The sequence below is a fragment of the Prolixibacteraceae bacterium genome (assembly GCA_019720755.1).
Classification (GTDB): domain Bacteria; phylum Bacteroidota; class Bacteroidia; order Bacteroidales; family Prolixibacteraceae; genus Halosquirtibacter; species Halosquirtibacter laminarini.
Genome location: CP081303.1, coordinates 1,547,865 through 1,569,529 on the forward strand (window position 1 = coordinate 1,547,865; position 21,665 = coordinate 1,569,529).

The following is a 21,665-nucleotide window of genomic DNA, read 5'->3' on the forward strand; positions in this document are numbered from 1 at the left end:
TATGAAAACGAAACTATCAAAAAATATATATACATTATTCTTTGTACTAGTATTTCTATCAACATCCTGTACCAATGATTTTGAAGAGATGAACAAGGATCCTTACAAAGTAGAAGATATTTCCACTGGACCTCTTTTTGGAACCGTACAAAAAAGTATTAAACAGGAACTGCATTATATGTATCAGATTCAACAGAATTTGAATGGGGACCTGTATTGTGGGTATATGACCTCTCCAAATCCTTATGAGAATGATCACAATAATTCGACCTATAGTTTGATGGATGGATGGAACGAAACTCCATATAAGTATAGAATGACAGGTATTATGAAACCTATTTCGCAGATACTAAAGTTGTCGGATGAGCGTAGTAAGGATTTTATTGCTATTGCAAAGATACTTCGAGTGTTGGGAATGCATGAGGTGACTGATAGCTATGGTCCAATACCTTATAGCTCGTATGGAGTGTATGATACTTATGCACCATATGATTCTCAAAAAGAGGTTTATGACTCTTTTTTTAAGGACCTTGCTGAGGCAGATAAGTTTTTAAAAGAGGTTATTGCAAAGAATCCAGCAAAGAGTGCTTTTAAGAAGTATGATTATATGTTGGGAGGAGACTATTCTAAATGGAGAAGATTAGGGAATAGTTTGCGATTACGACTTGCAATTCGTATCTCTAATGTAGATTATGCTAGAGCGAAAATGGAAGCTGAAAAAGCAGTTGCAAATGGGGTGTTAAACGAAACGGATGGTGTTGTTGGTATGTTGGATGTAACAAGTTCGAATCCCTTGTATACGATCTCTAATGTTTGGCACGATGCCAAATTAGGGGCCAATATGGAATCGATATTGGTGGGGCTTAAAGATCCACGATTGGAAAAATATTTTACTCCAACAGAAGATGCTAAAGCAAAGGCTTTGGGAACAAACTATACGCTAAGTACAGGTGAAGCGGTGCGATTTCAGGGAATAAGAAATGGGGTTCGTCTAGTGAATAAGGGGCTGAGAACAGGTTTTTCTACTTTAGGTAAACCTTGGCAAGAGTCACAGGAGAAGATGACACCAATCTATTTTATAGTTCCTGCTGAGATTTATTTCTTAAGAGCCGAAGGAGCATTAAAAGGTTTTAATATGAATGGAACAGCTGAGGCCCTATATAAAGAAGGGGTTGAGGTGTCTATGAAACAATGGGGGGTAGAGATCTCGAAAGTTGGGACATATCTTAATGATGAAACATCTCACCCTTCTGATTATGTCGATCCAATTAATCAAGAGAATAATATTGTTGCAGCTTCGCATGTCTCTATTAAATGGGATGAATCTTTGTCGAAAGAGGAGAAGTTAGAGAAAATTATTACCCAAAAGTGGATTGCGAACTTTCCTAATGGACAAGAGTCATGGAGTGAATTCAGAAGAACAGGTTATCCTAAGCTTCATGTGATAAAGACCAATGATAGTTATGCCATCGAAAATGGACAGGTTGATAGCAAAATAAAGATACGTAGGTTGCCATTTCCAAAAGGAGAGGTGAAAGACAATATTGCTGAAGTGAAAAAAGCATATCAATATCTTTCGAGTGGTAAAGACAATGCTGGAACACGCCTTTGGTGGGATACTGGAAGTAATAAATTCAATTAATTTTTGTTGAGAATATATTGATCTAAATAGAAAAAAGAGGATGTCCTGTTTTAGGCATCCTCTTTCTATTAAATATCATGATTCAAGTAAAAACTTTTATGATTTCAATTGTGTGTCGTTCGTGGAATTTCATGGGATCACTATGTCTATACGATAGTGCTGTAGTAAGCCTATGTCAAAACTAATTTTCCTTAATCAAAGTGTAGTTGTAGATCTTGAATAAGCTCTTGGATATTTCCATTCTCTTTGACAAAATCATTCAGTATTTTTTGTTGCTCTTGCTCTTTTCGAGATCCTTCGGATATTTCGATGATTAGTTTGGTGTTGATTTTGGTTCGGATCGTATAGTATTTCTCAATTCTTTCCAATAGACTCTCCGCAATATCTTTTTGTGCCGGATTGATCTCTAACTTGATCTGATCGTCGGGTAGTAAAATAGGTTTGTGTTGTTGGAAGAATACGAGATCCGTTGGCTCTTTTAGTTTCATCATGATCTCATTCCAAAGAACCAATATAGAGTTGGGTGTGTGTTGGGTAATGGTGTGAGATGTGTCGTTTTTGTATCCTTGTTGCTTCTCTTTTACCTCCGTTATTGGGGGTGTTCCAGTTATTCGAACAGTTTTACGGATCGTTTTTTGTGAAGGAGGATCTTGTTTGGGTGTTTCCGATGTTTTCGAATTGATTGAATCGGCAATCACATTTGAAAACATCGAATCCAAACTATCTAGTTCTATATCCTCTAGCGTTTCATCATCGCTTTTTTTTTTAGTTTGGCATCTAATTGAGCCAATTTTATCAGAGCTAATTCAATATGAAGACGTTTGTTTGTCGAGTTTTTATATTGAAAATCGGATTCTGATACAATTCGCAATCCTTCGATAAGAAAAGGTTGAGAACATAATTTTGCTTGTGCTTTATATTGTTCTTTTGTTTTATTGCTTACCTCTAATAATTTGATGGTCACTTGATCGCTTGATACCATCAAATCTCTAAAGTGACGAGCTAATCCGCCTAAGAAGTGTTGTCCTTCGAACCCTTTAGAAAGAATCTCATTGAAGAGTAACATGGTGTTCAAATAGTCTCCTTTTAAGAAGAGATCTACGATTTTGAAGTAGTAGTCGTAGTCAAGAACATTTAGATTGTCAAGTACTTTCTCATAGGTAACCTCTTTACCACAAAAACTTACTACTTGGTCAAAAATTGAGAGTGCATCACGCATGGCACCATCTGCTTTTTGAGCGATAATATTGGCTGCATCCTCTTCTAATGAGATTGATTCTAACTCCGCAATATGCATTAAATGGTTCTCGATATTAGGAATATCCATTCTGTTGAAATCAAATATTTGACAACGAGAGAGAATGGTGGCTAATATTTTGTGCTTTTCTGTAGTTGCTAATACAAAAATGGCATGAGCTGGTGGTTCTTCCAATGTTTTAAGAAAGGCATTGAAGGCACTTTGAGAAAGCATGTGAACCTCATCAATGATATATACGCTATATTTTCCAATTTGAGGCGGAATACGTACTTGTTCATTTAAGGTGCGAATATCCTCTACTGAGTTGTTGGAAGCCGCGTCTAATTCATGAATATTATAGGAGCGATTTTCTGAAAATGAGGTACAACTTTCACACTCTCCACAAGGTTCAAAATCTTCTGTGATATTTTGGCAGTTGATTGTTTTCGCAAAAAGACGGGCACAAGTTGTTTTTCCAACACCACGAGGGCCACAGAAAAGATAAGCGTGTGCCAAATGATTTAGCTTAATAGCATTTTTAAGTGTGTTGGTGATGGCTTCTTGACCAACGACAGAAGCGAAGGTTCCCGGCCTATATTTTCGTGCAGAAACAATAAAGTTTTCCATATATCTTTTAATACTGTACCTATTCTGTTTTTGTATGTGTCAAAGATAGGAATTTTCATCAACCAATGGGATGAATTTTTAAAAAAAGGAGAAATGAGATGAGGTTGTTGTATCGTAGTCTTGTAGTCATCTTTTAAATGTTTACTTTTGGAGTAGTCCAAATTGTTTAAAATCTATTAAATAAATAACCCAAATGTTATTATTAATCTTTATCATGGTCGTAGGCATCGTGCTAGGCCATTTTTTACGCAAAAAAAGCGTAGTAATTCGTGCCAACAACATTCTAACGACTCTCGCTATTTATCTGTTGCTATTTGTTTTGGGAGTAGGAGTAGGATCTGATAAAAATATCATTACGAATCTACCTTCTCTCGGATGGGATGCTTTTATTCTTACTGTAGGTGCTGTTTTCGGTAGTATATTATGTGTGAGATTTGTTGAAAAGCGATTCTTTCCTTAAAGAATGTGAATGAGTGATTTATGTTTGTAAAACAGTTGATTGTTAAGGGGGTAGGCGAATTGTTGTGTCAAACGTCTGCCGTTAAGATAAAGTTGTTATGAAAGGAAGTATAATTATATTGTGTTTTTTTGCAGTAGGAGGGATTATTGGGTACTTTGCACCATCTCTTCTCTCATGGTTGCCTATGGATAATATGAGTGAGTATGTTCTAATGTTTCTTCTCTTTGTTGTAGGAGTAGGGGTGGGATCAGATAGCTCTTCTTGGGATTTAATAAAAAAGATGAATTTAAAGATTCTTGCCGTACCTCTATTAATTGCTTTGGGATCGGTGACGGGAGCTGCCTTGATCTCTTTATTGTTGCCTCATGTTTCGTTAGATGAAGGGGCTGCAGTGGGTTCTGGATTAGGTTATTATAGTCTTTCGTCTATCTTAATAACCCAATCGAAAGGGGATGCACTAGGAACTGTCGCTCTGTTGAGTAACATCATTAGAGAGTTGACCACCTTGGTGTTTGTTCCTTTCTATGTGAAATATTTTGGACGTTTTGCTGGGATTGCATCAGGTGGAGCTACTTCTATGGATACGACACTTCCTATTATTACGACTTATTCGGGGAAAGAGGTTGCTGTAATTTCTGTCTTCAATGGAATTGTGTTAACACTCTTAGTACCAGTATTAGTCTATTTTTCGTTGTCAATATTACCATCTATTATAGAGTTTTCGACTCATTTGTTCATGTAGTGTTTAGTGTTTTACTGAACAATGTTTAAATTTGCATTGTCTGTAAAAAAAAGGTTCAGGCTAAAAGTGGATAATATTTCCACATTTCGAAAGAGTTGAAGAAGGGAAAAGATATGATCAAATTAAATAATCTTGAGCGTAATGCGATCGTTTATAGAGATGAAACGATATCGTATCGCCAGATGTTAAAGAATATTCATGGAATGGCTGACCTCTTTAGTGGGGAAACGGTTCAAAGAGTTGGGATATTTTCGGAGAATAGACCAGAATGGATTTATGCTTTTTACGCTTCTTGGCGTAATCAAGCTACAGCTGTGCCTATCGATTTTATGTCTACACCTAGTGATGTAGCATATGTTTTGGACGATTGTAGACCAGAAGTGGTTTTTACAAGTAGTGAAATGAAGGCGGCACTCTTGGAGTCTATCGCTAAGACGGATTATACTCCAAGAGTGATTGTTTTTGATGAGTTAGATATTGAAACAAGAGTCTCTGACCGTGACGATTGGATAGAACCAGATCGTGAGGATGATACGGCTGTTATTATCTATACTTCAGGTACTACAGGTTCACCAAAGGGAGTGATGTTGAGTTATACTAACTTGGAAGCCAACGTTTGGGGTGTAACAGAAGGAGTTGTGATTTATAAAGAGGATATGCAAACCTTGTTACTTCTTCCTCTTCACCACATATTCCCATTAGGTGGTTCGATGTTGATTCCATTAGCTTCGGGAGGGACAATCATTGTTGCTCCATCTATGCAACCAAACGATATGATGGAAACTCTTAAGAACAACCAAGTAAATCTTATTATTGGAGTTCCACGTTTGTATGAGATCATGTATAAAGGAATTATGGGAAAGATGGAGAAGTCCAAAATTGCCATGTTCTTGTATCGTATTGCATCTAAAATAGGCTCTAAGTCTTTCTCAAAAAAGGTGTTTAAAAAAGTTCATACGAATCTAGGTGGACATCTTACCTATTTGATCGCAGGTGGAGCTGCTCTTTCTAGTGAAGTTTGTGATTTCTGGAGAACAATGGGATTCGAGATTCTAGAAGGATATGGAATGACTGAAGCTGCACCGATGATCACATTTACTCGTCCTGGTTCTATTGTGATTGGTAGTCCAGGTCAAGCATTGCAGGGCGTTGAGATCGACTTTAAAAATGGCGAAATTATGGCCAAAGGTCGAAATGTGATGAAAGGTTATTTTAATCGTCCAGAAGAGACTGCTGACGTTTTAAAAGATGGTTGGTTGTATACTGGAGATATTGGACATTTAGATGATAAAGGTTATCTCTTCATCACTGGAAGGAAGAAAGAGATTATTGTGACACCGAATGGAAAGAATATAAATCCTGTTGAGTTGGAGTCGAAGTTAGACCTGATTTCGGAAGGGGTCAAAGAGAGTGGTGTTACCCTTTATCAAGATCAGTTGCATGCTATCGTGGTTCCTGATTATAACTTTCTAAGTAAGAATGGGATAAAGGATCTAGATACCTACTTTAAAGAGGAGGTATTTTCTAAATATAATGATTCGGTTGCTTCTTATAAACGTATTGTGAAGTTTACAATTGTAAATAAGGAACTTCCTCGAACTCGTTTGAGTAAGATTCAACGTTTTAAGTTAGAGGAGTTTCTTGCTGCTGTTGAGTCACCAAAAATTTCTAAAAATTCGTCAAATAAAGAGGCTGCTATGTCGAAGGAGTACGAGGCAGTGAAAGAGTTTATTGAAGCGCAGGTGGATATGGAGGTGCAGCCTGAACATCATATTGAATTTGATATTGCCTTAGATTCATTAGCAAAGCTCAATTTGATTGATTTTATAGAGAAGAACTTTGGTGTGAAGATTGATGAAGATCGTCTATTGAAATTTCCATCTATTTCAAAAATGGTCGATCATATCAAAGAGAATAAGTTATTTCATAAAGTTGAAAATATTAATTGGAGTCAAACATTAAAAGAGCGAGTGAATGTCACGCTTCCTCGTACTTGGCCAACAACCAATTGGATTCGTCTGATATCTAAACTGTTCTTTAAGTTTTACTTTCGATTGAAGGGAATTAATAGAGATGTAATGCCTGAGGGTGCTTGTATTATTGCACCGAATCATCAAAGTTTTATTGATGGTTTGCTTGTGACTTCATACATTCATAGTAAAACGATGAATGACACCTATTTTTATGCAAAGAAGGAGCATATCAATAACCGTTTTTTACGTGGTCTGGCAGATCGCAATAATGTGATTGTGATGGATTTGCATAAGGACTTAAAAGAGTCTATTCAAAAGATGGCAGAAGTTTTGCGTCAAGGGAAGAAGCTGATTGTATTTCCTGAAGGGACTCGTACACATGATGGAAATGTAGGGACTTTTAAACAGACATTTGCAATTCTAAGTAGAGAACTAAATATTCCAATTCTACCAGTTGCAATTAGTGGTGCTTATGAAGCGATGCCAAGAGGAGCGAAATTCTTGAAGCCTTTTAAGAAAATAGATGTAGAATTTATGGATCTCTATTATCCAGGGCAAAAAGAGCCAAAGCAGATTGCTAGGGAGGTCAGAGACCTAATTGCTTCGAAAGTGGATAAGAAATAGTTTTGTTACTATATAGTCATTGAGGTAGTTGCCATTGGTAACTACCTTTTTTTGTCTATACAGCATGCATGTTGCTTTTGTAAATTTAGGACCTATTTCTTTTCTATAAGTTGTGTTCTTGATATGGTCAATGTTGTGCGATGATAATTTCTCTCTAGGTGTTTTTTTATGGGAATGAGGTGTTTTTGGAATCTTGTTCTTTGGATTGTTGTGTTAATTAAATTGTTTGTATAAGAGATGTTGTTCAAGTAAAGTGTAACTATCCAAATAATTGGTAGATATGAACTGTTGCTGAATAAAGTAGATCCAAAAATGGTTGAATCTCTGATAGGTGTAGAATAAGAGGGAAATAACAAAGCCTCTCTACACTGTAAAGAAGGTAGTATAGAGAGGCTCTAGGTAGTTGTTCTATAAATACAAGAGTTTTAGGCTGAAGAGAAGAGGATTGCTTTCTCCTTTAAAGATACTAAATTCAGGATCAGAGACATAACACTGACGAAGTCCAATCTGAATAGGGTAATCATTGAGTAGATTAATATCTAGATGAATACCAAATCCATAAGAGTGGATGTGTCTTTTGAAATCTTCTGATCTAACTTGTTGGAAGTCTGCGAATCCATCAGCAAAGATTCTTTTTATATATACCACCCCAGCTACACCAAAATCAGGATAGCATAATGGGGTTTGGTAGTTATATGATCCTTTATATTTATAGGTGTTCTTAAGCTCACCTGTTGCCATATCACTTATTAGGATGGATTGATACCCCTTTGCTTCTTCGAAAGTCCTATCAAAACGCTCCCATAAGTCATTTCTAGTGTGTTCGTAACCAAAGTCAACAAAGAACCCATCATTGGCGAAGAACCCCGGAAGGTATATCTTTGATTTTATGCTGACTTGTCTCATTTTAGTCTCATTAAGATTAAGACGAAATTTTGAAGCGAATGTTAATCCCCATTTTGGTTGAAGGTTTATCTTTTTCTTGTCTCTTACCTTAGAAAAATCAAGATGAAGAGAGAGTGCATTGAAATCGGCTGATTCTGATATATTTAGATTTTCATGAGCATCATTAAGACCATAGTATGAATAATTGTTATTTATTACTTCAGCACCGACATTTAGACTGTTTTCGTTATTTGATCCCCTCCATTGAATAGGAGAATAAATATCAATGGATGATCTAACATTTCGAACACTGTCTTCGTACATATTTAATAGGGCCCCACCAAGAATTTCTGTTCTAATACTTGACTTAACGGCATATTTTCCATAAGTAAGTGAACCAAATATTTGCCCTTTGTTTTGACTCTCTTTGAAGGAATAACCAGCAGATGCTGAGATGTTTGAGAGTATGTTTTTAGCTTCGATACCTAAATTAAAACTTTCTTGTAAATACATCACACCCCACGAGTGAAGTTTCATCCCATTTTTAATTGGACGATATTTTGTTTTTTTGTTCGAAGCTTGAAAATCGAAGCTAGTAATGTCTTGCTCTTGTTTGTTAGTGGTCCATTTTGTATGAGTTGTCTGCTTTAGCGGTTTGATTATAACTTCGGTATTTAGGCTTTTGTCCATTGTTATTTTCGATACCTTAGCTCCCATGTCAGTATAATCACAGTAGTATACTATGTTGTTTTGGGTATCGTAAATAGGATCGTATGCACCAATTTTGGCAGAAGTAATCTGCTCGATATTATTAGAATTATCTAAGTTTGTTTTAAAAATATTGTCGATTCCTGAGTAAGATGCAGAGAATAGAATGGTGTTGTCTTCTGTAATTCGAAAACTTGAGATCATATGATCACTCAAAGGGGTAATCTCTTTTACTTCTCCAGAGTGAATATCTATTGAGACAATTTGAAGCTTCGAATCGTATCCGTTCGGCTACTCACGTATATGAAGATTGATCTTTTTTACTATAAAGATTATTTCCAGTTTTGAGGAAGTAAGTCATCGTATTTCGATGGCTTGGTGTCGGATATACGATTTAAGATATCTGTATACCATGCATGAGGTTCAACGTCTGCCATTTTGCACATTGAAGATAAAGTATAGAACATTGCTGCTCTTTTAGCTCCCTCTTCTGATCCTGCAAAGAGATAGTTTTTACGTCCAATGGCTACTGGACGTACTTTATTCTCCACATTATTATTGTCGATAATGTAACTTCCATCTTCTGTATATTGGCACAGTTCATCCCATAGGTTTAGGCTATAGTTGATTGCTTTCCCAATAGGGCTTTTAGGTAATGTTGTAAGGGACTCTTTTTTTAACCATTTTTCGAGTTCCTTTAGTATAGGCACAGCAAGTTCTTGTCGAAGAAGATAGGTTTCTTCGATAGACAACTCTTTTTCCTGACTTGTTCTCTCTATCTTATATAGTTCTTGGATTTTTTTTAAAGCATATTCGGCACGAGTTCGATCATTTTCTTTTGCCTCAAAAAATTTCCGTCGAGCATGTGCCATACATGCTAACTTTATAATTTCTTTTTGATTTCCAAGTTTATGATAACCTTGATATCCATCTGTCTGTAGAACTCCTTTAAACTTTTTTAAAATCGATTCTGGTACAGAACCTTTTCGGGAGTTATCGTAAGTAAATAAACAACTCTTTATATTTGGAGCATAATAGATCCAGAAGTAACCAAGATGAGTGGCTCCTTGTTTCTTATCTGTTAGAACCTTGATACTTGTCTCATCGGCTTGAATATAGTCTGACTGGATTACTTTTTTCTCGATATGTTTGTATAGTGGAGAAAGTAGTTCAGCAGCCTTCCTTATCCATCCATTGATGGTTGCTTTAGGAAAATCAATTCCTGATCTTTTAAAGATCCCTTGGGCTCTATAAAGAGGTATATGGTCGTAGAATTTACCAACAATAAATTGACTTATTAATGAGTTTCCCGCCATACATTTGGGGATAAGATCCGACGGAAGTTCGGAGATGATAATGTTATCCTCTTCGGGTAAACGATATTTTGGACGAACAATTTGTCTTACATAAAGCTTACCTGGACTAAATTCAATCCTCTCAGATATCTCTTCTCCAATACGAGTTGCTCCCTCTGGGACATCATCAGGTTCAATCACTTCTACTTGACGAGGAAGGTCAGAAGGGATACTTTTTCTTTTTGCCTTTTTTTTCTTCTTAACAACCTCAATAACCTCCTCTTCTGGAGAAGATATCTGTAAGTCTTCTAGATTTTTCTCTTCGACTTCAAGAGCTAACTCTAATTGGTTCGGATCTTTATAGGTTTCTTTGGTTGAGCCAAAGATACGTCTCTTAAGATAGGCAATCTGTGCCTTTAAGGATTCTATCTCTTGTTTTAAGTTGGTGTTTTCAGAGTCGACATTAGAGTATTCAGTCATCATCTTTTGGAGTTGGTCCAAAAGATCTTCTTTACTTACATCCTCTATGATATCGCTCTTATTCATGGTTTAAGGATACACATATTTATTTAAATAACATAACGTTTTTGTCTTTTATATTCTTTGACAAGAACACCTTCTATAAGAAGGACAAGATCAGTGTACTCAAGATGAATTGATGTTAAGTCTTTTATTTCAGGAGGTCTAAAGGTTCCTCTCTCTAGTCGTTTCACAAAAAGAACAAAACCACCTCTTTCCCATTTAAGTAATTTCATCATGGTACGACGTTTGTTCAGAAAGATAAATACATCACCCGAAGTAATATTGGCATCAATCTTATTCTGCACCAATCCGGATAATCCATCAAAACTTTTCCTCATATCTGTTGCTTCAGAATAGAGGTGAAAACGATCATTTGAAGATATTGAAAACATTAGCCTTGAATCTGGATTAATGATCGAAGCGTCGATATTGTCGTTGCTGAAGAAAGTTGAAGGGTTACACCATTGGGATAAGTGATAACGATCTCTTCTTTTATTTGTGAGGTTTCATTGTCTAATGTGACAAAGAAACCTTCAGTTTCTTTAGAATACTCCTTCTTATATTTTGCCTTCCAATAACTATATACTGATAGTTTTATATTATTCTGTTTACAGTAATCGATATTGCTTAGTCCACTATTGTGTTGTGCTTCTATGAGATCAAACATATGTGCTTTTTTACTCATCAATTTCTTTTTTTGATTATGTCTCAAAAATAGAAGGCTTTAAAATAATGCACAAGATGTGAATAACCGAACGCTTACTTCGAATCAGCTTGTAGAATGTATAAGACTTTAGTGTTGTCGTATGACCATTGTGGTGAAAATGCATCTCCATGTTTAATGATAGAGAATTTTTTTAACTCGTTACCTGTTTTACGGTCTAATGTGACAAGGTATCGGTTAAAATTCGCATCCTTCTCAATCACAGCAATCGTTTTTCCATCTGTAGAGAGGGCGGGTGAGAAGTACTTTTTCTTTTCAGATAACTGTTTTTTCTCTTTAGTATATAGATTATAAGAGAATATGTTATGATAGTCTAAGTGCTTGTAAAAAGGGTTATCTCTCTTCTCGCTCCAAACGATCCATCCATTATGAATAGAAAACTGTTCGTTAAAATCTTTAGGTAGTCTTACTATTGTTTTTTCTTCTTTATTTGGTAAGATTTCTACAATACGAGGTATTTTCTGTAAAGGTCTTTTTAAAGCATAAAGTTTTCGGTCTTTTGTAATGTTTAGACATGAATAGTTTTCATAAAAACGCTTGTTTGAAGCGACAACTTCATTTTTTTCAGTTAATTGGAGATGTTTTATCTCATTTTGAAATTTAACTTCAAGACTGTCATATGTGTTTGAATATAGTTTACGTGTAGTAAAGCCAATATGTTTTTTAGTGCTATTTGAAAAGCTGTAGAATATTCCATGAAGATTAGCAGATGAGCGAATTACTTTCTTCCAAACATCTGGGCCTGCGATTTTTCTTCCTTGTTCAATAAGAGAAACACCATACACCTCCTCTTTTTCGATAACATCAATGAAGGAACCATTTCTTGCTTTAGGATATCTGTACTTTTTCCCTTTCAATACTCTTGCTCGTTGTTGTCTGTTGAATGAAGGAGTGTATCCAATACCCGCTTTTGTTAAAGTGGTTTGGGAAAATGTTGCATCACCCTCGAAAAACCAAGAAGGAATGGTAAAACTGCTAAGATTCTGAACTCCTTGGTCTCCATTTAACCAATAGATAATACGAAATACTCCAGAATTTAAATTGGAGTATTGAAGTGCCCGACGATATGCAAATATTGAGGATTGTGTAAGCCAATCGACTCCCCCTATATCCATGATGTTTTGTGGCCCAGTAGTAGGTATAATTGCTTTGTAAGGAGCCAATTGTATTTGTAGATTATTGGATAGATCATTTGGTGCAAGGATAATCTGCAGTTTTCTATTTGCATTCTTATCACCAATAGATTCTAGCTTATAATCATGTATGAATTTTGTGATATTTATAACTCTATTTGCAACACTATCATATCCGCTTGGATAGACAACGTTAATTGAACGTGTGTTAATGTTTTCCCATTTTGTACCTGGTTTAAAAACACCAAGTTCTTTATTCTGTGCTAAAAGCACGAATCCATTCACAAGAAATAGGATAAGTAATAAGACAATTTTCCTGTACATAAAATTATGTTTTGTTTTAGTTTCCTATTGTACGTATTAAAAGGAGGCCATTCATTACAGGAAAACCTTAAAAAAATAATTATTTACAGATTTAATGAACCTTTTAATCTTTTAGCATGTTTGGGATTATAAGTAATTTAAATACTAAAACTATGAGAAAAATCGTATTAACAATTTTAGCACTCTTAATGGTTTGTGTTTTAGTTTCTCCTGATGCTCATGCTCAGCGAAGAAAGAAAAATCAAAAACCAAATATAATTGTGATCTGGGGAGATGATATTGGGTTATATAATATTAGTTACTGGAATAGAGGACTGATGGGTTATAAAACACCAAATATTGATCGCGTCGCAAATGAAGGGATTGCCTTCACTGATTATTATGGAGAACAGTCATGTACAGCAGGTCGTTCCTCATTTATTACAGGACAATGTGGATTAAGAACAGGAATGACAAAAGTAGGTCTTCCTCATGCTCCAGCGGGACAAAAAGCAGATGATATTACTATTGCTGAGGCATTAAAGAACCAAGGATACATTACGGGCCAGTTTGGTAAGAATCACCTTGGTGATAAGGATGAAGATCTACCAACCAATCATGGTTTTGATGAGTTTTATGGATTCTTATATCACTTAGATGCAATGCAAGAGCCAGAAAATCAAGATTATCCACAAGATCCTAGTTTCGCTAAGAAATATGGACCTAGAGGAATCTTGGATTGTACATCTGATGGACCAGTAAAAGATACAGGACCTTTAACTATTGATCGTATGAAGGTTGTTGATCAGGATGTTACAGATCGTGCTATTAAATTTATGGATAAAGCCGTTGCTCAAGATAAACCGTTTTTCTGCTGGTGGAATTCTTCTCGTATGCACTTTGTGACTCATGTGGCAGAGAAGTATAGAGGTATTAGTGGACAAGGGTTCTATAACGATGGTATGATGGAGCATGATATGCATGTTGGTCAATTGTTAGATTATTTGGATAAAAAAGGATTGGCAGAGAATACAATTGTTATTTATGGTACAGATAATGGACCTCATTATAATGCATGGCCTGATGGTGCCATCACACACTTCCGTTCAGAAAAAGAGACTAATTGGGAGGGAGCTTATAGAGTTCCTACGTTTATCCGCTGGCCTAAACATTTTAAAGCGGGTCAAGTGAAGAATGGATTGATCTCACATTTAGATTGGTTTCCAACACTTCTTGCAGCTGCAGGAGATGATAATATTAAAGAAGAGTTACTTGATGGATATGAAGCAAATGACAAGAACTTTAAAGTACATCTAGATGGATACAATATGCTTCCTTATTTAAAAGGGGAAACGAATTTGTCTCCAAGAGAAGAGTTTATTTATTATAATGCAGATGCTCAGATTGTAGCAGTACGTTTTGAACAACGAAATTATACTGTTGGAACTTCAACATTTGCAGCTGGTGGAGGTACTATTGGCGATCAGCCAGCAGTTTCAAAACCAGATCAAGTAACTTCTTGGAAAGTGGTTTACGCAGAACAAAGAGCTAAAAGTATGGCATTATGGGCAGAGCCTTTTACATGGCTTCGTTTACCTAAAATATTTAATTTGAAACGTGATCCTTTTGAAAGAGCAGATCATAACTCAAATAACTATTGGACTTGGTATATTAACCATCCTCCAATTATGTATAAAGGAAATGGAGTGGTTTTCCAACATCTTGCAACATTTAAGGAATTCCCACCTAGTCAAAGACCTTCAAGTTTTACAATTGGAGATGCATCAGAACAAATTTATGAGAAATTTGGTATTGGTCCAGGTGAAACAACAGGAAAGGGAGTGAAATAATAAAGATTAATAGGGAAGGGAGATCAAGTTTTTGACTCCCTTTTCTTTATCTTAGTGACGTAATGTACTTTTTAAAACTAAAAAAGAGCTTTTATGATTAAAACACAAATTGTTTCTCTTCTATTCTTCTTATCTCTTCTAGCCGTTCAAGCTCAAGATAATGTAGCTCCTAAAAATAACCAATCAAGTTCCCCTGCTTTTATGTCGAATAATTTGAATATGGTTGATGGAGTACCTAAGCAATATGAAAACTTTTTTGAGGACCTGAAAGTTGCTATTGAAAAGCATAATAAAAAAGAGATGATTCGTTTAATGTGTAGTATTTCTGTTGTGAAACAAGATAAAAAACAATGGGATAGGTATCTAGATCATTTTTGGGTAGGAAAAGAGGAGAATAAAGAATATAACGGACTAATTACATGCAAGACTGATGATATTAAGATGTTTGAAGTGATTAATCATCAGATGATGAACGGTGCTTTTTTTGTTAATTGTAGATTGACAACAAAGAAAAAGAAGGTGCTTGTAAAACTAACGTTGAAAGAGACTGCATATGGCCCGGTGATAAGCGAAATGTAGATTTATTCACATTTTATTCATTATGCACTGTTTTTTTATAAAAAAAATCATTTTGTGGATCATTCGTACGATAATGTTCTACAACTATTGTATATCTTTGTCGCTACTTATGGGATATGTTGGCTGCCCAATATATCTTCTAAAATTGATCAATCGTATATTTATTAAATAGAGAAATGGATATAGAAGTTATAATTAAGAGTAGAGTTAAGGAAGCAGTCGTTGCTTTATATCAAAGTGAGGTAGATGAATCACAAGTGCAGATTCAACAGACACGCAAAGAATTTGATGGAGATAAAACAGTTGTTGTTTTTCCTTTTCTACGCATATCAAAGAAGTCTCCTGAGGTAACTGCACAAGAAATTGGAGATTATCTGAAGGAGCACATGGATGAAATCTCTGATTATAACATAGTGAAAGGTTTCTTAAACCTATCGATTTCTACCAGTTATTGGGTTGGTGTTCTTGATCATATCGCTTCAGTTAACCAATATGGTTTTAAATCTGTAACCGATGACTCGGAATTGGTAATGATTGAGTACTCTTCTCCAAATACCAATAAACCATTACATTTAGGTCATATCAGAAATAATCTGTTAGGATTCTCTATCAGTGAGATTATGGCTGCTAATGGAAATAAAGTGGTGAAGACCAATATTGTAAATGATCGTGGTATTCATATCTGTAAATCAATGTTTGCATGGATGACCCTTGGAAATGGAGAGACTCCTGAATCTTCTGGGAAAAAAGGCGATCACTTAGTTGGAGAGTACTATGTGAAGTTTGATAAGATGTATAAGGAACAAATCCAAGAGTTAATTGCTAGTAGTGTTTCTGAAGACGACGCTAAAGAACAAGCTCCTTGTATGGTTGCTACTCGTGATCTTTTAAGAAAATGGGAAAGTAAAGATGAGGAAACGATTGCATTGTGGAAGAAAATGAACGGTTGGGTCTACAAAGGGTTTGATGAAACTTATGAGCGTTTAGGAGTTGCTTTTGATAAAATATATTACGAGTCTGATACATACTTGACAGGTCGTGATGAAGTATTACGTGGTCTTAAAGAAGGCTATTTTGAAAAATATGAAGATGGTTCCGTTTGGGCTAATTTAGAGTCAGAAGGTCTTGATAAAAAAATTCTTCTTCGTTCTGATGGAACTTCTGTTTATATGACTCAAGATATTGGAACTGCTCAAATGCGTTTTGAGGACTATCCTATTGATCACATGATATATGTGGTAGGAAACGAACAGATATACCATTTTCAAGTTCTTTCGATCTTGTTAGATAAATTGGGGTATAAGTGGGGTAAAGATCTTTATCACTTCTCTTATGGTATGGTCGAACTTCCTCATGGAAAGATGAAATCTAGAGAGGGTACCGTTGTTGATGCTGACGATTTGATGGATGAAATGATCGCTGTAGCAAAAAAGGTGTCTGAGGATCTTGGTAAATTAGATGGTTATTCTGATGAGGAGAAAGCAAATATTTATCGTGTTGTTGCGCTAGGTGCATTGAAATACTTTATGTTGAAAGTAGACCCTAAGAAAGGAATGATGTTTAATCCAGAAGAGTCTATTGACTTTAATGGAAATACAGGACCTTTTATCCAATATACTTATGCTCGTATTCAGAGTGTTTTAAGAAAAGCTTCTGAGGCTGGTGTGGAAATCCCTTCTATTGTTCCAACAATTACTCCTAATGTTAAAGAGGTTGAATTGATTAAGATGTTGTCAATGTATGGTTCTTGTATTGCTGATGCAGGTAAAAATCATAGTCCAGCATTGATTGCAAACTATGTTTACGATTTGGTGAAATGTTTTAACCAATTCTATCACGAATATAGTATTAATAAAGAGGAGGATAAAGATGTTCAAGCTTTCCGTCTTGTTCTTGCAGAACAGGTTGGTAAGGTTATTAAGTCTGGTTTCTCTCTTTTAGGTATTGAGGTGCCATCAAGAATGTAAATTTATTGATAACCTCTCAATTGTATTTATAAATGAAGAGTCCACAGGTTCAATCTTGTGGACTCTTTTTTTGTTTTCTTAGTTTGTTCTAAGAAGTAGAATTCTTAACTATGAGTTCGTGATGTGAATTTTATACATAATTGATTGGTTTGTTGTTAAATATTATAAAAAGATTCCTTGTGTTATGGGTGGTTGAGTCTTGTTTTTTGCATGATATACTTGTGTTATTGCTGTTTATGTATTTTTAATTTAGTCAAAATTAATTGTGAATAAGTCGTGAATGTGAGAGATGAATTTGAAATTATAGTTTGATTTTATGATATTTATAGAGTGAATATAAACACAATAAAAGATGAAAAAAATATTTATAATAGTTTGTTTTTTTGCATGCTCTTTTCAGGTATGCAATGCACAAACTACACAGAAGTTTTCGGGTAACCCAAGCTGGAAAGAGTTGAAAGATAGACCTTATCCTCAATGGTTTAAAGATGCGAAGTTGGGGATTTTTATACATTGGGGACTTTATTCAGTTCCTTCCTCGGCAAGCAAGGAGGGATATGCTGAGTGGTATTTGAGAGGAGTGCAACTCAAAAGTAAGTCACGTATGGATTTTCAAAAGAGGGTTTATGGAGAGAATTTTACCTATCGTGATTTCAAAGATCTTTTTAAAGCTGAATTGTGGGATCCTAAACAGTGGGCTGATTTGTTTAAGGCTTCTGGAGCTAAATATGTTTTATTAGTCGCAAAGCACCATGATGGTTACTGTTTGTGGGATAGTAAATATGCACCAGAATGGAATAGTGTTGAAACAGGACCACATCGGGATATCGTTGGAGAACTGACAGATGCTGTTCGAAAGGATGGTCTTAAGATGGGGCTTTATTATAGCCTTCCTGAATGGAATAATGAGCTGCATAGATGGGATACTGATGATCCTCGTTCTATTGGACCTTATGTGGATAAGCATATGATTCCTCAATTTAAGGAGTTGATCTCGAAATATAAACCAAGTGTACTTTTTACTGATGGAGAATGGTGGAACACGGCAGAAGAGTGGCATGCTAGACAACTTATCGGTTGGTATTATAACACTGTTGGAAAAGATGCGATTACCAATAATCGTTGGGGATCAGGTTCTGATATTGGATTTTTAACTCCTGAATATAGTTCAGGGATCGTTTCTAAAGATCGACCATGGAGTGAATGTCGTGGTTTGGGGCGTTCTTTTGGGTTGAACCGTAATGAAACGCTTGATGCTTATATGACACCTGAATCATTGATTCATTTCTTTGTGAAGGCTGTTTCTAATGGAGGGGGCATCACTCTTAATGTCGGACCTAAAGCGGACGGACAGATTCCATTGCTTCAGCAGGAGCGTTTAATGCAGTTAGGTTCGTGGATTAACGTTAATAATGAGGCGATCTATAGGTCTAAGGCATGGGAGAAAAAGACAGGTGAAAATCGTCCCGTTTCTTATAGTCGTATAGACTCTACAATCTATTTTAATTGGGTGAGGAATCGTCCTGTTGAGAGTATAAAAGAGGATGATTTTACGGTAGATTGGGATGGTTATATCTCTCCTACGAAGAGTGGTGTCTTTACTTTTAATCTTACTGCTGATGATGGCGCAAAACTTTGGATTAAAGAGAAGCTTTTAGTGGACAATACTAAGGATGCCAAAAATGCAGCGGATGGTAACGTGATGACAAACAACGAAGCAACCAAACAGGCTAATACTATTCGCTTAGAGGCTGGTGTAAGGTATCCTATTAAAGTTCATTATTTTGAAAAGAAAAGGAATGCCTCTGTTTCATTAAAGTGGAGACTTGAAGGAGAAAAAGATACCGCTCTTGTTGTAATTCCTAAAAAGTCATTATTTGTAGACAAAATATCTAAGAAGCATGGATTGAATGCGGAGTATAAATCAGAGCAGGAGTATATGGTTTATACTGTGAATAATGAATCTCTTTATGCTATCTCATTGGAGTGGCCTGGTAAGGAGTTGAGAATACCTATAGAGAAGCCTAAAAGAGGAACAAAGGTAACAATCCTAGGGGTTGAAAAACCTCTTAAGTGGAGGTATAAACATGGTGCTATAGTTGTTGACCTATCCTCGTTTGGCCCTAATGATCTTCCTTGTCAGTGGAGTTGGACTTTTAAGATTGAAAATTATTTTAAGAAATAGATAAATAAAGTGCCTTTTATATTAAGACTCTAATATAAAAGTGAGCTGTTTTAGCTTTGTTATTCATTGTGGGTAGATAAAAAGGGGATCTCATATTAATGTGTTTCCCCTTCTCTACCTGTTTGTTTCGATTGGTTTTAGATATATTATTCTATTATACGGTTGCAAAAAGGATTAAAAGAACCCCAATAAATACTCCCAAGAGAGGAATAAGCTTTTTCTTCCTGTTCTTCTCTTTAAAGATCCAACCACCAATGAAAACGGCAATGAATATTTGGCATCTCTTTACTGCTGAGAGTAACATAATCATTGCAGCAGGGTCTTGAAGACCTCTAAAGTAACTATAGTCTGCAAGAACTAGTAGAATACCAACCATCGGTATGGTCCATCTCCAACTTGTATCTTTTACATGATTCTGGTCTTTAAGAATAAGCCATGTTAACACTCCACCTACCATGATTACGACATAAAAGAAGAACCAAAACTGTACTGTAAGAGGAGAATAGTTTTGATATTGGATAAGAAATTTGTCATATAAACCACTTGATGATCCAAAGAGAGTAGCAAGTACGATAGATATGATCCAACGATTTTTAGTAAAATGTATTCCTTCAAGTTTCCCTACCCGTGAATACAGCCACATTGAAATCAGTATAATACAGAAACCAATCCACTGAACAGGGGATGGTGTTTCTCCGTATATAAACAATGCTCCAAGGAGAGTGAAGAATGGTCCAGCAGCACGAATAGGGGAGACAATACTTATTGGAAGATGTTTTAAGGCACTATAACCTAATATCCACGAACATGTCATTAGTAGAGATTTGATACATATCAAAAGATGATCTTTTGGCCCAATTGTTTCAATATAGATCCCTAAATCTTGCGCTGTTGCAGGTGCTATCCTAGAAAGAATAAATATTGGTAAGATAAAAAATAGCCCTGAAAGGGTTGTTAAAAATAGAACAGGAATAACCTTGTTTTCCTTTACACTCATTTTCTTGCATATGCCATGAAATCCAAGAAATAGTGCCGCTAATAGTCCATAATAAATCCACATGCGACAAAAATAATTGCTTTTGACAAAAGGGAATAAAAAAAGAGGGTATAAAATACCCTCTCTCTCATATTTACAAAGTATGATACTTACTTTGTGTATATTCTATTTTCTTGTTCAGATACTCTAATAAATGTCGTACGCTTTGAAAGCTCTTTCAATTTTGCTGCACCAACATATGTACAAGTACTTCTAATCCCTCCAAGGATATCTAAAATTGTATATTTGATTTCACCACGATAAGGTACTTCGACAGTTTTTCCTTCGCTTGCGCGATAGTTTGCCACTCCTCCTGCATGTTTTCCCATTGCAGTAGCAGAACTCATACCGTAGAACTTCTTGTATTTCTTACCATCTCTTTCTACCATTTCGCCTGCACTTTCATCATGTCCTGCTAGCATTCCACCCAGCATTACAAAATCTGCACCAGCACCAAATGCTTTAGCGACGTCTCCAGGGATTGCACATCCACCATCTGCAATGATTAGACCACCTAGACCATGAGCAGCATCGGCACATTCGATAATAGCAGAAAGTTGAGGATATCCTACACCTGTTTTTACACGAGTAGTACAAACAGATCCTGGACCAATACCGACCTTGATCATGTCAGCACCAGCAAGGATTAACTCCTCGACCATCTCACCCGTTACTACGTTCCCTGCAATAATTACTTTGTCAGGATGTTGTTCGCGCATTTTCTTTACGAATGCAACAAAGTGTTCTGAATAGCCATTGGCTACATCAATACAGATAAATTTAAGCTGAGGGTTTGCAGTAATAATGTCTTTTACTTTTTGTGCATCTTGGACACCGGTACCAGTGCTTACTGCAATGTGATCTTCTATCCCTTTTGGAGCATTCGTCATAAAACTATTCCACTCTTCAAGTGTATAGTGTTTATGTACCGCAACAAATAATTGGTGCTCAAATAGGGCTAGAGCCATTTCAAAAGTTCCAACCGTATCCATGTTGGCTGCCATTACAGGGACTCCTGTAATTTCAACACCAGCATGTTTCGATTTAAACGTACGCTCGAGAGACACTTGAGATCTACTCTTTAGAGTTGATCGTTTGGGTCTAAACATTACATCTTTGAAACCTAACTTAAGGTCGTTCTCGATTCTCATAACTTTAAAATGTATTTTATTT

The 21,665-nt window shown here is 35.8% G+C and carries 17 protein-coding genes; 8 read left to right on the forward strand and 9 right to left on the reverse strand.

Annotated elements, in window-relative coordinates:
- Position 1 precedes the first annotated feature (1 nt).
- On the forward strand, positions 2–1,642 hold the full coding sequence (locus tag K4L44_06300) for a SusD/RagB family nutrient-binding outer membrane lipoprotein (protein QZE15440.1): 1,641 nt from the start codon (positions 2–4) through the stop codon (positions 1,640–1,642).
- 191 nt (positions 1,643–1,833) lie between these two features.
- On the opposite strand, the gene K4L44_06305 is transcribed toward K4L44_06300, so the two are convergent.
- Positions 1,834–2,361, reverse strand: coding sequence for a hypothetical protein (locus K4L44_06305; protein ID QZE15441.1), 528 nt, complete (start codon positions 2,359–2,361; stop codon positions 1,834–1,836).
- Positions 2,362–2,381: 20 nt separating this feature from the next.
- Complete coding sequence (locus K4L44_06310) at positions 2,382–3,506, reverse strand: DNA polymerase III subunit gamma/tau (GenBank protein QZE15442.1); 1,125 nt, start codon at positions 3,504–3,506, stop codon at positions 2,382–2,384.
- 193 nt (positions 3,507–3,699) lie between these two features.
- Here K4L44_06310 and K4L44_06315 point away from each other — a divergent pair, with 193 nt between their 5' ends.
- The 3 genes from K4L44_06315 (at position 3,700) to K4L44_06325 (ending at position 7,305) form a co-directional block, all read left to right on the forward strand.
- Complete coding sequence (locus tag K4L44_06315; GenBank protein QZE15443.1) at positions 3,700–3,966, forward strand: lysine exporter LysO family protein; 267 nt, start codon at positions 3,700–3,702, stop codon at positions 3,964–3,966.
- Between the two features lie 97 nt (positions 3,967–4,063).
- Positions 4,064–4,708 carry a lysine exporter LysO family protein gene (locus K4L44_06320; protein QZE15444.1) on the forward strand — a complete coding sequence of 215 codons (645 nt, stop codon included), beginning with the start codon at positions 4,064–4,066 and terminating at the stop codon, positions 4,706–4,708.
- A gap of 113 nt (positions 4,709–4,821) precedes the next feature.
- Positions 4,822–7,305, forward strand: coding sequence for an AMP-binding protein (locus K4L44_06325; protein ID QZE15445.1), 2,484 nt, complete (start codon positions 4,822–4,824; stop codon positions 7,303–7,305).
- A 408-nt stretch (positions 7,306–7,713) separates the two neighbouring features.
- On the opposite strand, the gene K4L44_06330 is transcribed toward K4L44_06325, so the two are convergent.
- From K4L44_06330 to K4L44_06350, 5 genes are all read right to left on the reverse strand, one after another.
- Positions 7,714–9,114 (reverse strand): hypothetical protein, encoded by a 1,401-nt coding sequence (locus tag K4L44_06330; protein ID QZE15446.1) that lies wholly within the window; start codon positions 9,112–9,114, stop codon positions 7,714–7,716.
- A gap of 116 nt (positions 9,115–9,230) precedes the next feature.
- The gene (locus K4L44_06335; protein QZE15447.1) at positions 9,231–10,739 is read right to left on the reverse strand and encodes an IS66 family transposase; all 1,509 of its coding nucleotides are present in this window, start codon (positions 10,737–10,739) and stop codon (positions 9,231–9,233) included.
- Positions 10,740–10,762: 23 nt separating this feature from the next.
- Positions 10,763–11,107: an IS66 family insertion sequence element accessory protein TnpB gene (gene tnpB, locus K4L44_06340; protein QZE15448.1), complete on the reverse strand. Its 345-nt coding sequence runs from the start codon at positions 11,105–11,107 to the stop codon at positions 10,763–10,765.
- Entirely contained in the window at positions 11,107–11,400 is a 294-nt protein-coding gene (locus K4L44_06345; protein ID QZE15449.1) for a hypothetical protein, read from the reverse strand. Before K4L44_06345 ends, tnpB begins: the two co-directional genes overlap by 1 nt.
- A 74-nt stretch (positions 11,401–11,474) precedes the next feature.
- Positions 11,475–12,896: a hypothetical protein gene (locus tag K4L44_06350; protein ID QZE15450.1), complete on the reverse strand. Its 1,422-nt coding sequence runs from the start codon at positions 12,894–12,896 to the stop codon at positions 11,475–11,477.
- 152 nt (positions 12,897–13,048) lie between these two features.
- On the opposite strand from K4L44_06350, the gene K4L44_06355 reads away from it, so the two are divergent.
- From K4L44_06355 to K4L44_06370, 4 genes are all read left to right on the forward strand, one after another.
- On the forward strand, positions 13,049–14,725 hold the full coding sequence (locus K4L44_06355; GenBank protein ID QZE15451.1) for an arylsulfatase: 1,677 nt from the start codon (positions 13,049–13,051) through the stop codon (positions 14,723–14,725).
- A gap of 93 nt (positions 14,726–14,818) precedes the next feature.
- Positions 14,819–15,304, forward strand: a complete 486-nt coding sequence (locus K4L44_06360; GenBank protein ID QZE15452.1) for a hypothetical protein — start codon at positions 14,819–14,821, stop codon at positions 15,302–15,304.
- Positions 15,305–15,480: 176 nt separating this feature from the next.
- Positions 15,481–17,271, forward strand: coding sequence for an arginine--tRNA ligase (gene argS, locus K4L44_06365; protein ID QZE15453.1), 1,791 nt, complete (start codon positions 15,481–15,483; stop codon positions 17,269–17,271).
- Positions 17,272–17,623: 352 nt separating this feature from the next.
- Positions 17,624–19,456 (forward strand): alpha-L-fucosidase, encoded by a 1,833-nt coding sequence (locus K4L44_06370; protein ID QZE15454.1) that lies wholly within the window; start codon positions 17,624–17,626, stop codon positions 19,454–19,456.
- Positions 19,457–19,610: 154 nt separating this feature from the next.
- On the opposite strand, the gene K4L44_06375 is transcribed toward K4L44_06370, so the two are convergent.
- Both K4L44_06375 and K4L44_06380 read right to left on the reverse strand, forming a co-directional pair.
- Positions 19,611–20,516 carry a DMT family transporter gene (locus tag K4L44_06375; protein QZE15455.1) on the reverse strand — a complete coding sequence of 302 codons (906 nt, stop codon included), beginning with the start codon at positions 20,514–20,516 and terminating at the stop codon, positions 19,611–19,613.
- Between the two features lie 86 nt (positions 20,517–20,602).
- Positions 20,603–21,643 carry a GMP reductase gene (locus tag K4L44_06380; protein ID QZE15456.1) on the reverse strand — a complete coding sequence of 347 codons (1,041 nt, stop codon included), beginning with the start codon at positions 21,641–21,643 and terminating at the stop codon, positions 20,603–20,605.
- Positions 21,644–21,665: the final 22 nt, after the last annotated feature.

Excerpts from the sequence above, each read along its gene's own strand:
- K4L44_06375 (QZE15455.1), bottom strand. The coding sequence starts at position 20,516 with ATGTGGATTTATTATGGACTATTAGCGGCACTATTTCTTGGATTTCAT.
- K4L44_06325 (QZE15445.1), top strand. The coding sequence starts at position 4,822 with ATGATCAAATTAAATAATCTTGAGCGTAATGCGATCGTTTATAGAGAT.
- K4L44_06370 (QZE15454.1), top strand. The coding sequence starts at position 17,624 with ATGAAAAAAATATTTATAATAGTTTGTTTTTTTGCATGCTCTTTTCAG.
- K4L44_06350 (QZE15450.1), bottom strand. The coding sequence starts at position 12,896 with ATGTACAGGAAAATTGTCTTATTACTTATCCTATTTCTTGTGAATGGA.
- K4L44_06360 (QZE15452.1), top strand. The coding sequence starts at position 14,819 with ATGATTAAAACACAAATTGTTTCTCTTCTATTCTTCTTATCTCTTCTA.
- K4L44_06380 (QZE15456.1), bottom strand. The coding sequence starts at position 21,643 with ATGAGAATCGAGAACGACCTTAAGTTAGGTTTCAAAGATGTAATGTTT.
- K4L44_06355 (QZE15451.1), top strand. The coding sequence starts at position 13,049 with ATGAGAAAAATCGTATTAACAATTTTAGCACTCTTAATGGTTTGTGTT.
- K4L44_06300 (QZE15440.1), top strand. The coding sequence starts at position 2 with ATGAAAACGAAACTATCAAAAAATATATATACATTATTCTTTGTACTA.
- K4L44_06335 (QZE15447.1), bottom strand. The coding sequence starts at position 10,739 with ATGAATAAGAGCGATATCATAGAGGATGTAAGTAAAGAAGATCTTTTG.
- K4L44_06345 (QZE15449.1), bottom strand. The coding sequence starts at position 11,400 with ATGAGTAAAAAAGCACATATGTTTGATCTCATAGAAGCACAACACAAT.
- tnpB (QZE15448.1), bottom strand. The coding sequence starts at position 11,107 with ATGTTTTCAATATCTTCAAATGATCGTTTTCACCTCTATTCTGAAGCA.
- K4L44_06320 (QZE15444.1), top strand. The coding sequence starts at position 4,064 with ATGAAAGGAAGTATAATTATATTGTGTTTTTTTGCAGTAGGAGGGATT.
- K4L44_06310 (QZE15442.1), bottom strand. The coding sequence starts at position 3,506 with ATGGAAAACTTTATTGTTTCTGCACGAAAATATAGGCCGGGAACCTTC.
- argS (QZE15453.1), top strand. The coding sequence starts at position 15,481 with ATGGATATAGAAGTTATAATTAAGAGTAGAGTTAAGGAAGCAGTCGTT.
- K4L44_06315 (QZE15443.1), top strand. The coding sequence starts at position 3,700 with ATGTTATTATTAATCTTTATCATGGTCGTAGGCATCGTGCTAGGCCAT.